10 protein-coding genes are annotated in these 15,590 nt (G+C 72.4%); 3 read left to right on the top strand and 7 right to left on the bottom strand.

The window, feature by feature from the left end; all coding sequences use genetic code 11:
* Nucleotides 1-94 precede the first annotated feature (94 nt).
* Both pruA and ABTZ91_RS08475 read right to left on the bottom strand, forming a co-directional pair.
* A complete protein-coding gene (pruA, locus tag ABTZ91_RS08480; protein WP_352076356.1) occupies nucleotides 95-1,735 on the bottom strand; it encodes an L-glutamate gamma-semialdehyde dehydrogenase in 1,641 nt (546 codons plus the stop codon).
* Nucleotides 1,736-1,768: 33 nt separating this feature from the next.
* Entirely contained in the window at nucleotides 1,769-2,695 is a 927-nt protein-coding gene (locus tag ABTZ91_RS08475) for a proline dehydrogenase family protein (RefSeq protein ID WP_352076355.1), read from the bottom strand.
* 194 nt (nucleotides 2,696-2,889) lie between these two features.
* Here ABTZ91_RS08475 and ABTZ91_RS08470 point away from each other — a divergent pair, with 194 nt between their 5' ends.
* Genes ABTZ91_RS08470 through ABTZ91_RS08460 form a run of 3 tightly spaced genes read left to right on the top strand, consistent with a single transcriptional unit; the run spans nucleotide 2,890 to nucleotide 6,442 of the window.
* The gene (locus ABTZ91_RS08470) at nucleotides 2,890-4,092 is read left to right on the top strand and encodes a helix-turn-helix domain-containing protein (RefSeq protein WP_352076353.1); all 1,203 of its coding nucleotides are present in this window, start codon (nucleotides 2,890-2,892) and stop codon (nucleotides 4,090-4,092) included.
* Between the two features lie 35 nt (nucleotides 4,093-4,127).
* Nucleotides 4,128-5,282: a DUF1266 domain-containing protein gene (locus ABTZ91_RS08465; RefSeq protein WP_352076352.1), complete on the top strand. Its 1,155-nt coding sequence runs from the start codon at nucleotides 4,128-4,130 to the stop codon at nucleotides 5,280-5,282.
* Nucleotides 5,273-6,442, top strand: coding sequence for a DUF1266 domain-containing protein (locus ABTZ91_RS08460; protein ID WP_352076351.1), 1,170 nt, complete (start codon nucleotides 5,273-5,275; stop codon nucleotides 6,440-6,442). Before ABTZ91_RS08465 ends, ABTZ91_RS08460 begins: the two co-directional genes overlap by 10 nt.
* A 132-nt stretch (nucleotides 6,443-6,574) precedes the next feature.
* Here ABTZ91_RS08460 and serA read toward each other — a convergent pair whose 3' ends face one another.
* From serA to ABTZ91_RS08435, 5 genes are all read right to left on the bottom strand, one after another.
* Nucleotides 6,575-8,164, bottom strand: a complete 1,590-nt coding sequence (gene serA / locus ABTZ91_RS08455; protein WP_352076350.1) for a phosphoglycerate dehydrogenase — start codon at nucleotides 8,162-8,164, stop codon at nucleotides 6,575-6,577.
* 236 nt (nucleotides 8,165-8,400) lie between these two features.
* On the bottom strand, nucleotides 8,401-9,402 hold the full coding sequence (gene ilvC / locus ABTZ91_RS08450) for a ketol-acid reductoisomerase (protein ID WP_352076349.1): 1,002 nt from the start codon (nucleotides 9,400-9,402) through the stop codon (nucleotides 8,401-8,403).
* Between the two features lie 128 nt (nucleotides 9,403-9,530).
* On the bottom strand, nucleotides 9,531-10,058 hold the full coding sequence (gene ilvN / locus ABTZ91_RS08445; RefSeq protein ID WP_128978596.1) for an acetolactate synthase small subunit: 528 nt from the start codon (nucleotides 10,056-10,058) through the stop codon (nucleotides 9,531-9,533).
* 29 nt (nucleotides 10,059-10,087) lie between these two features.
* Complete coding sequence (locus ABTZ91_RS08440) at nucleotides 10,088-11,941, bottom strand: acetolactate synthase large subunit (protein ID WP_352076347.1); 1,854 nt, start codon at nucleotides 11,939-11,941, stop codon at nucleotides 10,088-10,090.
* Nucleotides 11,942-12,180: 239 nt separating this feature from the next.
* Nucleotides 12,181-14,937, bottom strand: coding sequence for an EAL domain-containing protein (locus tag ABTZ91_RS08435; protein ID WP_352076403.1), 2,757 nt, complete (start codon nucleotides 14,935-14,937; stop codon nucleotides 12,181-12,183).
* Nucleotides 14,938-15,590 lie beyond the last annotated feature (653 nt).

Genomic DNA, 15,590 nt, shown 5'->3' with positions numbered 1-15,590 from the left:
AGCGTAAGCCCGCCGCATGAGAACCGCCCCCGTCCTGGTTTGGGGGTCCAGGAGGGGGGCGGTGATCAGGGGCCGCTCACGCGGCGGGCGGGGGTCAGCCCATGTGCGGGTAGCCGTACTCGGTCGGCGGGACCAGCGTCTCCTTGATGGCGCGGGTCAGCGTCCAGCGCATCAGGTTCTGCGGGGCGCCCGCCTTGTCGTTGGTGCCGGAGGCGCGGCCGCCGCCGAAGGGCTGCTGGCCGACGACGGCGCCGGTCGACTTGTCGTTGATGTAGAAGTTGCCGGCCGCGAAGCGCAGCTTCTCCATGGTGTACGCGGCGGCGGCGCGGTCGTTCGCGATGACCGAGCCGGTGAGGGCGTAGTCCGAGACCGACTCCATCTGGGTCAGCATCTCGTCGTACTTCTCGGGGGAGCTGTCGTCGTACACGTACACCGCGAGGATCGGGCCGAAGTACTCGGTCGTGAAGACCTCGTTCTCCGGGTCGGTGCACTCGATGACGGTCGGGCGGACGAACCAGCCCTCGGAGTCGTCGTAGGTGCCGCCGGCGACGATGGTGCAGCTCGGGTCGGCCTTGGCCCGGTCGATCGCGGCCTTGTTCTTGGCGAAGGCACGCTCGTCGATGACGGCGCCGATGAAGTTCGACAGGTCGGTGACGTCACCCATCTTGATGCCGTCGACCTCGGTCGCGAACTCCTCCTTGAAGCCGTCGTTCCAGATGGAGGCCGGGATGTACGCGCGCGAGGAGGCGGAGCACTTCTGGCCCTGGAACTCGAAGGACCCACGGGTCAGCGCGGTCTTCAGGACGGCGCGGTCGGCGCTCGGGTGGGCGACGACGAAGTCCTTGCCGCCCGTCTCGCCGACGATCCGCGGGTAGGAGCGGTACTTCTCGATGTTGTTGCCGACCGTCTTCCACAGGTGCTGGAAGGTCTTGGTCGAGCCGGTGAAGTGGATGCCGGCCAGGTCGCGGTGGTTCAGGGCCACCTCGGAGACGGCGATGCCGTCGCCGGTCACCAGGTTGATGACGCCCTTCGGCAGGCCGGCCTCCTCCAGCAGCTCCATGAGGAGCACGGCGGAGTGGGTCTGCGTCGGGGACGGCTTCCAGACCACCACGTTGCCCATGAGGGCGGGGGCGGTGGGCAGGTTGCCCGCGATGGCCGTGAAGTTGAACGGCGTGATCGCGTAGACGAAGCCCTCCAGCGGGCGGTGGTCCAGGCGGTTCCACACGCCCGGCGCGTTGGCCGGCGGCTGCTCGGCCAGGATCTGGCGGGCGTAGGCCACGTTGAAGCGCCAGAAGTCGACGAGCTCGCACGGGGTGTCGATCTCGGCCTGCTGGGCGGTCTTGGACTGGCCGAGCATGGTGGAGGCGGCCAGCGTCTCGCGCCACGGGCCGGCGAGCAGCTCGGCGGCGCGCAGGATGATCGCGGCACGGTCGTCGAAGGACATCGCGCGCCAGGCCGGGGCGGCGGCCAGGGCGGCGTCGATGGCGTCCTGGGCGTCCTGCTCGGTGGCGCCCCGGAAGGTGCCGATGACGGACTTGTGGTTGTGCGGCTGGACGACCTTGAACTCGTCGCCGCCGCCCATGCGCTTGACGCCGCCGATGGTCATCGGCAGCTCGCGCGGGTTGTCGGCCAGCTCCTTGAGCTTGGCCTCCAGACGGGCGCGCTCGGGAGTGCCGGGGGCGTAGCTGTGCACCGGCTCGTTGACCGGAGCGGGGACCTGGGTCACAGCGTCCATGGGTCTCGTGACTCCTTCGGAGGGGTGGTGGGCTCAGCCCTTGGTGAGGATGGAGCGGACGAAGAAGAGGAGGTTGGCCGGCTTCTCCGCCAGACGGCGCATGAAGTAGCCGTACCAGTCGGTGCCGTACGCGGTGTAGACCCGCATGCGGTGGCCTTCGGCGGCGAGACGGTTCTGCTCCTCGCCGCGGATGCCGTACAGCATCTGGAACTCGTACTCGTCGAGCTTGCGCCCGGCGCGGCGGGCGAGCTCCTGGCCGATGGAGATCAGCCGGGGGTCGTGGGAGCCGATCATCGGGTAGCCCTCGCCGTCCATGAGGATCTTCATGATCCGGACGTACGCCTTGTCGATCTCGGCCTTGTCCTGGATCGCGACGGACGCGGGCTCCTTGTAGGCGCCCTTCACGATCCGCACGCGCGAGCCGTTCGCGGCGAGGCGGCGGGCGTCCTCCTCGGTGCGGAAGAGGTACGCCTGGATGACGCAGCCGGTCTGCGGGAAGTCCTTCCGCAGCTCCTCGTGGATGGCGAACATCGAGTCGAGGGTGGTGTGGTCCTCGGCGTCCAGGGTGACGGTGGTGCCGATCTCGGCGGCGGCCGCGACGACCGGACGCACGTTCGCCAGCGCGAGCTCGTGGCCGCCCTCCAGCGACTGGCCGAACATCGACAGCTTGACCGACATCTCGGCGCGCCCGCCCAGGTCCAGCTCCCCCAGCCGGCCGATCAGCTCCAGGTAGGCGTCGCGGGCGGCGTAGGACTGCTCGACGGTGGTGATGTCCTCACCGACCACGTCGAGGGTGACCTCCAGGCCGCGGGCGGCCAGGTCCCGCACGATCGGGATGACGTCGTCGACCGTCTCGCCGGCGATGAAGCGTGCCACGACCTGCTTGGTCCCGGGGGCGGCCGACACGAAACGGCGCATCTTGTCGCTGCGCGACGCGGCGAGGATCACGGGACCCAGCACGGGGCACCTCCAGAGGGGCAAAGATAGAACGGGGCGGAACCCGGATCAAGGGAACGAAACGGGAACAGCACGGAGAACCACCGTGAAACCTATGGAGCGCTCCGATCGTCCGCCATCTACAGCTGTCACGCATCCGTGGCCCCGCTCTCAGACATCTGTCTGAAGAAGGGGCGGGCGGTGGGAGAATGGGCGCCGTGAAGGGCGATTACCAGGAGCTGGTGGACGAGATCTCGGCGCTGCTCGGCGCCCCCGCGACCCTGGAGAACCGGGACTTCGGGCTGATCGCCTTCGGCGCGCACGACAGCGAGGACGACAGCGCCATGGACCCGGTGCGGACCCGGTCGATCCTGACCAGGAAGTCCACCCCGGCCGTCCGGGCCTGGTTCGAGGGCTTCGGCATCACCCGGGCGACCGGCCCGGTCCGTATCCCCGCCGCCCCCGACGCGGGCGTCTTCCGGGACCGGATCTGCCTGCCGGTACGCCACCGGGGCGTGGTCCTCGGATACGTCTGGCTGCTCGACGCCGAGCCCGGCCCCTCGCACGCGCGGCTGACCGCCGCGATGGAGGTCGCCGCGCGGATCGGCGAGCTGCTCGCCGACGAGGAGCGCGCCGGGGCGGACCTCTCCCGGGAACTGCGGGCGGCGCTGACGGCGGAGCGCGGCTGGCAGTACGACATGGCCGTCGCCGCCCTGCGCACCGCCCTGGGCCCCGACGCGGACGGCCTGCACGCCCTGGTCTGCCTCGCCCCCTGGCCGGGCGAGGACTCCCCCTCCTCCCGTACGGTCCCGGGCGCGGCGGCCCTGTGCACGGTGCCCTGGACTCCCCCGGCCGGCCCGGCCCGGGGCGCGGGCGCGACGGCGACGGCCGGCCCGGGCGCGGGCGTGGGGGGTGCGAGCCGGGCGCTCGCCGTGCTCGTGCGGCTGCGGTCGGCCGACAACCCGGCGCCCGCCACCACCGCGGCCGGACGGCTGCGCGGGACGGCCGGTCCGGCGGCCGTCGCCGGGATCGCCCCGGCCCGGCGGGGGCTCGCCGAGCTCGACGTGTCCTGGCGCGAGGCCGCGTCGGCCGCCCGTGCCGCGACCGCCCAGCCGCACCTGGGCCCGCTCGCCGAGTGGGCCACCCTCGGCCCGTACCGCATGCTCACCGCCCTCCCGGCCGCCGAGCCCGACCCGGCGGTCCGCGCCCTGCTCGCCCCGGCCCACGCCGAACTGGCCCGCACCGCCGAGGCGTTCCTCGACCACGCGGGCCAGGCGGGCCGCACGGCGACCGCCCTCGGCATCCACCGCCAGACCCTCTACTACCGCCTGTCCCGCGTCGAACAGCTCACCGGTCTCGACCTGGACGCCGGCGAGGACCGGCTGCTGCTGCACATGGCCCTGAAGGCGGCGACGCTCTGAACGGCCGCCACGTGAGCGGTTTGTAGGATCGCCCCATGACAACGGGGAGTTGGGGGCCGCCGACGCACGTCGAGCGGGTGCTGTACGAGGCCGGCGCGCGCGGGGACCGGGCGGCCATACTGGACGCGCTGGGGCGGACCCGCCTTTACGTGCTCGTCGCACGGCTGCACGCCGACGCGCCCGGCCTCGTCGCCCCCCTCCCCTCCCAGCGCGAGGAGGGCTCCCGGCGCACCGTCGTCCCGGTGCGGACGGAGGGCATGCTGCCGCCCTGGCACCCGGACTGGGTGTTCCGGCAGACCACCCTCGAACGGCTCGCCGCCGCCTGGCCGCACGACCGGTGGCTGCTCGCGGTCAACCCCGGCACCCCGTACGCGGCCACGCTGCCGGCCCGGCCCGCCGACCGGCGCGCCTGGCAGGAGACCGCCGCCCGGTCCGGCGGCGAGGACCGGCTGCGGATGCGGCTGCTCACCCACGCCGGCGGACACCTGCACGGCCCGGTCGCCCGCGCCCTCGCCCTCGGCGCGCACCTCGCCGTCCTCAACGGACTCGTCTGGAACCAGCTCGGCGCCCAGTACGAGGACTACCCGACCGACGTGGCCCGGCTGCGCCGGCCCTGGCACGTCCACCACCGGGCGGGCTTCCGGGACAAGCTGGACACCCTGCTCGCCGCCCGCCTCGTCGGCCGCGTGCCCGAGACCGTGCTCGCGATACGGCGCCGTCTCGCCCTGCGGGCGGGCGCGGCCCCGGCGCGGCGAGAATGGGCGGCGGAGGTCACCGCCGTCCTGGAACGGGACGACCCCTACGGCGACGACCGGGACGAGGCCCTGGAGTTCCTGCGCCGGATCACCCACTACGAGGACCGCTTCCGCGCCGACGGCCTGCTCGCGCCGGACGGCCGGGTCGACACCCTCGCCGCCTTCGACCTCGGCCGCGCCGTGAACGTCGTACGGCTCGCGCTCGGCGCCCGTTACTGCGATCCGCAGGAGGCGGAGCGGTCCGTGCTCCGCGTCCTCGAACCGGCCGGGCGGGCGTACGACTCCTGGGCCGCCTTCTCCCTCGGCTATCTGCTCGCCCGGCTGATCCACTTCGACGAGGGCGACCCCGAGCCGATGTACCAGGAATCCCTCGCGATCCACCGCACCCTCGTCGAGGACCCGTCCAGCCCCTACCGGAACCTCCCATGGTCATGACTCCCCACCCTCCCCACCCCGCCGCCTGGGTCCCGCCGTCCGAGACCGAACAGCTGCTGCACGAGGCGGCGATGCGCGGCGACGCCGAGGCCCAGCTCCGCGCCCTCGCCGAGGCCCAGCTCTTCGTCGGCGCGCCCAGGGCCGAGGTCGACGCCCAGCCCGACACGGTCTACTGGCGACCGCAGCAGGTGGGGAACGGACTGGTGGTCCGGCCGCTGCTCACCCGGGGGATGCTGCCGCCGTGGCATCCGGACTGGGTGTTCCACGGCGTCACCCTGCGGTGGGCCGCCGAGTTCCCCTGGCGCGACCCGCGGGTGCTGCTCGCGGTCAACGGCGGCACGCCCGGCGAGCTGCTGCTGCCGGCGACACCGGAGCACCGCGCGTGGTGGCTGCGGGTGTACGCGGAGAAGGAGCAGGGCCCGGACAACCGTTTCCTCGCGCTGCGGCACGGGCCGCTGCACGGCCCGCTCGCCTTCGGCCTCGCCTGCGGCGCCCATCTGGCCTTCGTGAACGGGGTCCCGTGGAACGAGGTCGGCACCGCCTACCTCGGCTACACCGACGAGCGGGAGACGCTGCGGGACTCCTGGGGCGTCACCGACCCGGCGGGCTGGCGGAAGGAGCTGGACGCGCTGCTGGACGGACGCAACAGCCCGCCCGAGCCGGACTTCGTGCTCCGGGTCCGCGAGGAGCTGCGGGCCCGGCGCGGTGCGCTGCCGTCGCCCGACGAGTGGCGCGAGACGGCCGCCGGGCACGCACAGGACCTCGGCGCGCCGCCGACGGCGGTGCGGCACATCGAGGAGCTGGTGCGCCGGGTGCTGCGGTACGAGGCCCGGTTCCGGGCCGACGCCCTGCTGCCGCCGGACGGCCGGGTGCGCCGGACGGTCGCGTACGACTACGGCCGGGCGGTGAACCTGGCCCGGTGGGGTCTGTCGGCCCGTTTCTGCGCCCCCGCGGAGGCCGAGCAGGCCGTGGTGCACGCGGGCGCGCTGGCCAGGGCGGCGTACGACTCCTGGGAGGAGTACTCGGCGGGGTACGCGCTGGGGCGGGTCCTGCGTTTCGACGGGGAGGAGTACGGCCGCTTCCACGAGCAGAACGTGGCCGCCCACCGTGTCCTGACGGAGCACGCGGGCAGCCCGTGGCGGAACATCCCCTGGCGCTGAGTCGCCCCCGCGTCGGCGACGCGGGGGCCGACCCGGTCTGCGGCTTCCCGACCGGGCGGCTCGCCCCGGCCGCCGGACGCCCGTGCGGGACGGGCGTCCGGCGGACCGGGTACGGGATCGCGCCGGTGCGGGTCAGATCAGGTTGACCGAACGGGCCGAGGTGGCGCCGATCTCCTCCGCGATCTCCGACAGCACGTTGGCCGGGACCGTGTCGTCGACGGTGAGCACGACGAGGGCCTCGCCGCCCTCCTCCGTACGGGAGACCTGCATGCCCGCGATGTTCAGACCGGCCTCGCCGAGGATCCGGCCGACCGTGCCGACGACACCCGGACGGTCCTCGTAGCGCAGCACCACCATGTGGTCGGCGAGCGCCAGGTCCACGTCGTATTCGCCGACCGCGACGATCTTCTGCAGGTGCTTCGGGCCCGCCAGCGTGCCGGAGACCGAGACCTCCTGGCCGCTGGCGAGGGTGCCGCGCACGGTCACCATGTTGCGGTGGTCGGGCGACTCGGAGCTGGTGGTCAGCCGGACCTCGACACCGCGCTCCTGCGCGAACAGCGGCGCGTTCACGTACGACACGGTCTCGTCCACCACGTCCTCGAACACGCCCTTCAGGGCGGAGAGTTCGAGCACCTTCACGTCGTGCTGGGTGATCTCGCCGTACACCTCGACGTCGAGCCGCGCCGCGACCTCGCCCGCGAGGGCGGTGAAGATCCGGCCGAGCTTCTCGGCCAGCGGCAGACCCGGCTTCACGTCCTCGGCGATGACCCCGCCCTGGACGTTGACCGCGTCCGGGACCAGCTCGCCGGCGAGCGCCAGGCGCACCGAGCGGGCGACCGCGATGCCGGCCTTCTCCTGGGCCTCGTCCGTGGAGGCGCCGAGGTGCGGCGTGCAGACGACCTGGTCGAGCTCGAAGAGCGGGGAGTCCGTGCAGGGCTCCTTCGCGTACACGTCGAGGCCCGCGCCGGCGACCCGGCCCTCCTTGATGGCCGCGTACAGCGCGGCCTCGTCCACGATCCCGCCGCGCGCGGCGTTGACGATCCGGACGGACGGCTTGACCTTGCGCAGCGCCTCGTCGCCGATGAGACCGAGGGTCTCCGGGGTCTTGGGCAGGTGGACGGTGATGAAGTCGGCGACCTCCAGGAGCTCGTCCAGGGCCAGCAGCTTCACCCCCATCTGGGCGGCACGGGCCGGCTGCACGTAGGGGTCGTACGCGACGATCTTCATGCCGAAGGCGGACATCCGCTGGGCGACCAGGACACCGATGCGGCCGAGGCCGACGACGCCGAGGGTCTTCTCGCTGAGCTCGACGCCCGTGTACTTCGAGCGCTTCCACTCGCCGTTCTTCAGCGCCGTGTTGGCCTGCGGGATGTTGCGCGCGGTGGCGACGAGCAGACCGCACGCGAGCTCGGCGGCGGTGACGATGTTGGAGGTCGGGGCGTTCACGACCATCACGCCGGCCTTGGTGGCGGCGGAGACGTCCACGTTGTCCAGGCCGACACCGGCGCGGGCGACGACCCGCAGCTTCTTGGCGGCGGCGATGGCCTCCGCGTCGACCTTCGTGGCGGAGCGGATCAGGATGGCGTCGACATCGGCGATCGCGGGGAGCAGCTCGGCGCGGTCGGCGCCGTTGCAGTGCCGGATCTCGAAGTCCGGTCCCAGGGCGTCGACGGTGGCGGGCGACAGCTCTTCAGCGATGAGTACGACGGGTTTCGAGCTCACGTGGGTCCTCACAATGGCAGTGCGGACGGCCGTCCCGACGGCCGCAGGCGGTGGAGGGGGCTTGCCGCGTGAAAGCGCACGACGCTGTGGGCCAGACGCGATGTTGTTGAGCAGTGTAGTGCTGCGTCGGCGCACTTCCTGCGCCTCCTTGGAAGGATCACCCGTCCGTGGTTGGACGGGGTGTCCAAGGATGTGGCACAGGGCCGGACAGCGTGTCCGGCCCTGTGCCGGGAGGCTTACGCCTCCTCGTCGTTCACCCAGCTCATGAGCTTGCGCAGCTCCTTGCCGGTGGTCTCCAGGAGGTGCTTCTCGTCCTGGGTCTTGTACTCGTTGTACTTCTTCAGACCGCCGTGGTACTCGTCCATCCAGTTCTTGGCGAAGGTGCCGTCCTGGATGTCGGTGAGGACCTTCTTCATCTCGGCCTTGGTGGCGTCGGTGATGATGCGCGGGCCGGTGATGTAGTCGCCCCACTCGGCCGTCTCGGAGACGGACCAGCGCATCTTCTCCAGGCCGCCCTCGTACATGAGGTCGACGATGAGCTTCAGCTCGTGGAGGCACTCGAAGTAGGCGATCTCCGGCTGGTAGCCGGCCTCGACCAGGGTCTCGAAGCCCGCCTTCACCAGCGCCGAGGCGCCACCGCACAGGACGGCCTGCTCACCGAACAGGTCGGTCTCGGTCTCCTCGGTGAAGGTGGTCTTGATGACGCCGGCACGGGTGCCGCCGATGGCCTTGGCGTACGACAGGGCCAGCGCGAAGGCGTTGCCGGTGGCGTCCTGCTCGACCGCGGCGATCGCGGGGACGCCGCGGCCCTCCTCGTACTGGCGGCGGACCAGGTGGCCCGGGCCCTTCGGGGCGACCAGGGCGACGTCCACGCCGGCCGGGGGCTTGATGAAGCCGAAGCGGACGTTGAAGCCGTGGGCGAAGAACAGCGCGTCGCCGTCCTTCAGGTTCGGGGCGATGGACTCCTCGTAGACCTTGGCCTGGATCGGGTCCGGGATCAGGATCATGATGACGTCGGCCTCGGCGGCGGCCTCGGCGGGCGTGACCACGCGCAGGCCCTGCTCCTCGGCCTTGGCCTTGGACGTGGAGCCCTCGTGCAGACCGACGCGGACGTCGACACCGGAGTCACGGAGCGACAGCGCGTGGGCGTGGCCCTGGCTGCCGTAACCGATCACCGCGACCTTGCGGCCCTGGATGATGGACAGGTCGGCGTCGTCGTCGTAGAACAGCTCGGCCACTGGGAATCTCCTTGAGGTGCTGGTGTTGCGTCCCACCGTACGGCGGGGTGCGTCGGGTACGTTTTCGGGTCTCGCCAGGCGGACCGCCGGATGGACCGGCGGCCGGGCCTCCTCGACCACCGGGTCTGTCAGGCGCTGCGGTCCAGGGCCCGCAGGGACCGGTCCGTGATGGACCGGGCACCACGCCCTATGGCGATGGTGCCGGACTGGACGAGCTCCTTGATGCCGAACTGCTCCAGCATCTTGAGCATCGCCTCGAGCTTGTCACTCGAACCGGTGGCCTCGATGGTGACCGCCTCCGGCGAGACGTCCACGGTCTTGGCGCGGAACAGCTGGACGATCTCGACGATCTGGGAGCGGGTCTCGTTGTCGGCGCGGACCTTCACCAGGACGAGCTCGCGCTGGATCGCGGCGCTGGGCTCGAGTTCGACGATCTTCAGGACGTTGACCAGCTTGTTGAGCTGCTTGGTCACCTGCTCCAGGGGCAGGTCCTCGACACTGACCACGATGGTGATGCGGGAGATGTCGGGGTGCTCGGTGACACCGACGGCGAGCGAGTCGATGTTGAAGCCGCGGCGGGAGAACAGGGCGGCGATCCGGGCGAGGATGCCGGGCGTGTTCTCGACCAGGACGGAGAGCGTGTGCTTGGTGGACATGGTGTGGGTCTCTTCCTTCGCTCTTCGCTTCAGTCGTCTTCGCCGTCGCCGAAGTCGGGGCGGACGCCCCGCGCGGCCATGACCTCGTCGTTGGAGGTGCCGGCGGCGACCATCGGCCAGACCTGGGCGTCCTCGTGGACGATGAAGTCGATCACGACCGGGCGGTCGTTGATGGCGTTGGCCTCCTCGATGACCTTGTCGAGGTCGGCCGGGTCCTCGCAGCGCAGGGCGACACAGCCCATGGCCTCGGAGAGCTTGACGAAGTCCGGGATGCGGGTGCCCCGCGCGTCCGGGTTGACGTCGTCCGGGCCGGAGTGCAGCACGGTGTTGGAGTAGCGCTGGTTGTAGAACAGGGTCTGCCACTGGCGGACCATGCCGAGGGCGCCGTTGTTGATGATGGCGACCTTGATCGGGATGTTGTTCAGCGCGCAGGTGACCAGTTCCTGGTTGGTCATCTGGAAGCAGCCGTCGCCGTCGATCGCCCAGACCGTGCGGTCGGGCATGCCGGCCTTGGCGCCCATGGCGGCCGGGACCGCGTAGCCCATGGTTCCGGCGCCGCCGGAGTTGAGCCAGGTGGCGGGCTGCTCGTAGTCGATGAAGTGGGCGGCCCACATCTGGTGCTGGCCGACGCCGGCGGCGAAGATCGTGCCCTCGGGCGCGAGCTTGCCGATCCGCTGGATGACCTGCTGCGGCGAGAGGCTGCCGTCCTCCGGCAGGTCGTAGCCGAGCGGGTAGGTCTCGCGCCAGCGGTTGAGGTCGCTCCACCAGGCGGTGTAGTCGCCCTTGTTGCCCTCGGTGTGCTCGGCCTGGACGGCCTGGACCAGGTCGGCGATGACCTCGCGGGCGTCACCGACGATCGGGACGTCGGCGGCGCGGTTCTTGCCGATCTCCGCCGGGTCGATGTCGGCGTGGACGATCTTGGCGTACGGGGCGAAGCTGTCCAGCTTGCCGGTGACGCGGTCGTCGAAGCGGGCTCCGAGGGCGACGATCAGGTCGGCCTTCTGCAGCGCGGTGACGGCGGTGACCGCACCGTGCATGCCCGGCATTCCCACGTGCAGCGGGTGGCTGTCGGGGAACGCGCCCAGGGCCATCAGGGTGGTGGTGACCGGGGCGCCGGTGAGCTCCGCGAGGACCTTCAGCTCGGCGGTGGCGCCGGCCTTGAGGACGCCGCCGCCGACGTACAGCACGGGCCGCTTGGCGGCGGTGATCAGCTTGGCCGCCTCGCGGATCTGCTTGGCGTGCGGCTTGGTGACCGGGCGGTAGCCGGGCAGGTCGGTCTGCGGCGGCCAGCTGAAGGTGGTCTTCGCCTGGAGGGCGTCCTTGGCGATGTCGACCAGGACCGGGCCGGGGCGGCCGGTGGAGGCGATGTGGAAGGCCTCGGCGATCGTCCGCGGGATGTCCTCGGCCTTGGTGACCAGGAAGTTGTGCTTGGTGATCGGCATGGTGATGCCGCAGATGTCCGCCTCCTGGAAGGCGTCCGTGCCGATCGCCTTGGAGGCGACCTGGCCGGTGATCGCGACCAGCGGGACGGAGTCCATGTGGGCGTCGGCGATCGGCGTGACCAGGTTGGTGGCGCCGGGGCCAGAGGTGGCCATGCAGACGCCGACCTTGCCGGTGGCCTGCGCGTAGCCGGTGGCGGCGTGGCCCGCGCCCTGCTCGTGGCGGACCAGGATGTGCCGCACTCGCTTCGAGTCCATCATCGGGTCGTAGGCGGGAAGGATCGCGCCGCCCGGAATGCCGAAGACGGTGTCGGCCCCCACTTCCTCGAGAGAACGGATGAGGGACTGCGCACCCGTGACGTGCTCGACGGTGGTGGCGGGCTGTGCGCCGCTACGGGTCCGCGGCTGCGGATGGTGCCCGGTGGCCTGCTCGGTCATCAGCATTCTCTTCTCGAAGCAGAGGGTTCTTTGCGAGGGTTGTGCGAGGCGTTTCGCGAGGTTTGTGGCGACTTCGCGGGGAGTCGGTGCAACAAAAAACCCCTCGTGCCGGGAGGCAAGCGAGGGGAGCGCGTCGGGTGCGTTGTCAGGCGGGCCTTCGTGGGCCTGCCTCAGCCGACGCGCTTTCCAAGTACGAGAATTCGGGTGCGCATGGCACTGACCCTCCCCCCGACGCGCGGTCACTGTCAAGTGGGTGGGACGGGCGTCTCACTATTTGAGCGGATCGGGGGACGGTTTCCGACACTGACCGGGACCGGAGCGGGCAGCGGGTACTCGTCCCGCACCAGGGCGCGGCGCAGCCGGTACTCGTCGAGCGGCCCGGAGAAGGCCATGCCCTGGCCGTGGGTGCAGCCCATGGAGCGCAGGGCGAGCACCTGCTCGGGCATGTCCACGCCGTCGGCGACGGACTGCATCCCGAGGTCACCGGCGATCCTCAGCAGACCGTTGGTGATCTTGCGCAGCCGGGCCGACTCCACGATGCCCTCGACCAGCCCTCGGTCCAGCTTCAGTATGTCGACCGGGAGGCGCCGAAGGGCGTTGATCGCCGCATGTCCGCTGCCGAATCCGTCCAGGGCGATCCGGACGCCGAGCCGTCGCAGGGCGGCCAGGCGCTGTTCCAGGTCGTCGAAGGTGACCCGGGGGTCGCGGGGGTCGGTGTCGGCGAGCTCGATGATCAGGGAGCCGGAGGGCAGGCCGTGCCGGGTCAGCAGCGACTCGACGGAGCCGAGCGGCATCGAGCGGTCGAGCAGACGGCGGGCGGAGAGCCGGATGGCGACCGGGGTGCGATGGCCGAGACCGGCCCGCTCGGCGGCCTGCTCGACGGCCTCTTCGAGGAGCCAGCGGCCGAGCTCGGCGGTGCGCTCGCTGTCGTCGGCGGCGCGCAGGAACTCGGCCGGGGTGAAGAGGATGCCCTGGGCGGAGCGCCAGCGGGCCTGCGCGGCCACGGCGGCGATCCGACCGGTGGTGAGGTCGACGACCGGCTGGTGCAGCAGGGCGAACTCGCCGTCGTGCAGGGCGGTGCGCAGCCGGGCGGCCAGCTCGGTGCGGCGGACCACCTCGGCCTGCATCTGCGGGGCGTAGAGCTCGACGCGGTCCTTGCCGCCGGCCTTGGCCCGGTACATGGCGAGGTCGGCGTTGCGCAGCAGCTCTCCGGCGCTGAGGCCGGGCTCGGCGAAGGCGACGCCGATGGAGGCGGCGACCCGCACCTCGCTGCCGCTCTCCAGGCGGTACGGCTGGGAGAGCCGGACCCGCAGCCGGTCGGCGATCTCGTGGACGCGGCACTCGCGGTCGGCCTGGTCCCGGCCGCCGTCCCCGAGGATGAGGGCGGCGAACTCGTCGCCGCCGAGCCGGGCGGCGGTGTCCCCGGCCCGTACGGAGTCCTGGAGCCGCCGCGCGGCCTGGATCAGCAGCTCGTCGCCGGCCTGGTGGCCGAGCCGGTCGTTGACGGCCTTGAAGCCGTCCAGGTCGATGAAGAGCACGGCGGTGCCGGGGTCCGAGGAGCGGCGGCCGCTGAGCGCGGTGCGGACCCGTTCGGTGAACAGGGCCCGGTTGGGCAGGTCGGTGAGCGGGTCGTGCTCGGCGTTGTGCCGCAACTGGGCCTGGAGGCGGACGCGTTCGGTCACGTCGCGGCTGTTGAAGATCAGGCCGCCCTGGTGGCGGTTGACGGTGGACTCCACGTTGAGCCAGTCGCCGCGGCCGGAGCGGAAGCGGCACTCGATCCGGGTGGTGGGCTCCTCGGCGGGCGAGGCGGCCAGGAAGCGGCGCACCTCGTGGACGACGGCGCCCAGGTCCTCGGGGTGGATCAGGGAGGCCAGTTCGGAGCCGATCAGCTCCTCCGCCTCGCGGCCGTACACGCCGGCGGCGGCGGGGCTGACGTAGCGGAGTATCCCGGAGGGCGCGGCGATCATGATGACGTCGCTGGAGCCCTGCACGAGGGACCGGAAGTGGTTCTCCTTCTGGGCCAGTTCGTGGGTGAGGGCGATGTTGTCCAGCAGCATGATGCCCTGCCGGACGACCAGGGCGAGCACGACCGTACAGCCGGTGAGGACGACGACGCGGTCCACTCTGCGTCCCTCGACGACGTTGTACAGGATGCCGAGCGTGCAGACCGCCGCCGCGAGGTACGGGGTGAGGGCGGCGAGCGACCCGGCGAGGGGGCGGCTGTGCGGCTGCCGGGCGGCCCGGGCGACGGGCGGTGCCTCGGCGGAGCGGCGCGCGCCCCAGGGGGCGTAGGCGAGCAGCAGGGAGCCGGCGAACCAGCCCGCGTCGAGGAGCTGTCCCGAGCTGTAGTGCTGGCGCAGCAGCGGCGAGGTGAACAGGGCGTCGCACAGGACGGTGAGCGCGAGGGCGGCGATGGCCGTGTTGACCGCCGAGCGGTTGACGTGGGAGCGGCGGAAGTGCAGCGCGAGCACCATGCTGACGAGGACGATGTCGAGCAGGGGGTAGGCGAGGGAGAGCGCGGCTCTGGCGACGCTCTCGCCCGGCACGTAGGCGGTGTGCGCGAGGGCCAGGCTCCACGACAGGGTGAGCAGGGAGCCGCCGATCAGCCAGGCGTCGAGGGCGAGGCAGACCCAGCCGGCCCGGGTCACGGGCTTCTTGGCGAGGACGAGCAGGCCGACGATGGCGGGCGGGGCGAAGAGCAGGAAGCAGAGGTCGGCGACGGAGGGGCTGGGCACCTCCTGGCCGAGCACGACCTCGTACCAGCCCCAGACGGCGTTGCCCGCGGCGGCCATGAAGGAGGAGAAGGCGAACAGGAACCAGGCGGGGCGGAAGCTGCGGTGGCGGCCACGGGCGTAGAGGAAGCAGGAGACGGCGGCGGCGAGCGCGGCGGCGCTCAGGCCGAAGTCGCCCATGACGCGGGCGATCCGCTCGGAGCCCCAGCCGAGGGCGGCGCCGGTGGCGTACCCGCCGCAGACGAGGCCGAGGCCGATCTGGGCGAGCACCCCGCCGGCACCGGGCCCCTGGGGCTCGGGGCCGGGCGCGCCCGGGGGGCCGGGGCGCGGCCCGGCCTCGTCGGCGACGGGCGGGCGTCCGAGGAGCGCCCCGGTGCTCACCGCGTCCTCCGGGGCCTCGCGGGGGTGTTCGTGCGCCGCGTGCGCCCCGAGGCCGTCGTCCGGGCGGGCCGCGGCGTGGCCCCCGCGGCCGCCGGAGCGGTCCCCCTGGGCGCATCGGCCGTCGCCCGGCGCGTCCGGCACGCCGTGGCCGTGGCCGGAGCCGTCCGGGCGGTGCGCGGAGGCACCGGCGCGGGGACCGGCAACGGCGAGGCCCTCGGGACCGGCGGAGGCGACGGGGGCACCCGCACCGGCGGAGGCGACGGGGCCACCTGGACCGGCTGGGGCGACGGGGGTACCCGCACCGGCGGAGGCGACGGGGCCACCCGTGCCGGCGGGGGTGTCGCGGCCACCCGCGCCGGCGGGGGTGTCGCGGCCGCCCGGGGCGGCGGGGACGGTGTCCCGGTCGTCCTGGGGCGGCCCGGCCACGTGGGCGGGCCGGTCCGGTACCGGCTGGTCCGGAAGGGCGGCTGCGAGGCGCGGAGGGATGGCCGGCGGCGGCACCGCCACGTCGGATCGTCGGTCACTCGGCCGTGCTTCACCCG

This window comes from Streptomyces sp. NPDC126499, assembly GCF_040302485.1.
GTDB lineage: Bacteria > Actinomycetota > Actinomycetes > Streptomycetales > Streptomycetaceae > Streptomyces.
Note: the sequence above shows the minus strand (reverse complement) of the source record. Positions and strands in the feature narration are given on the sequence as shown.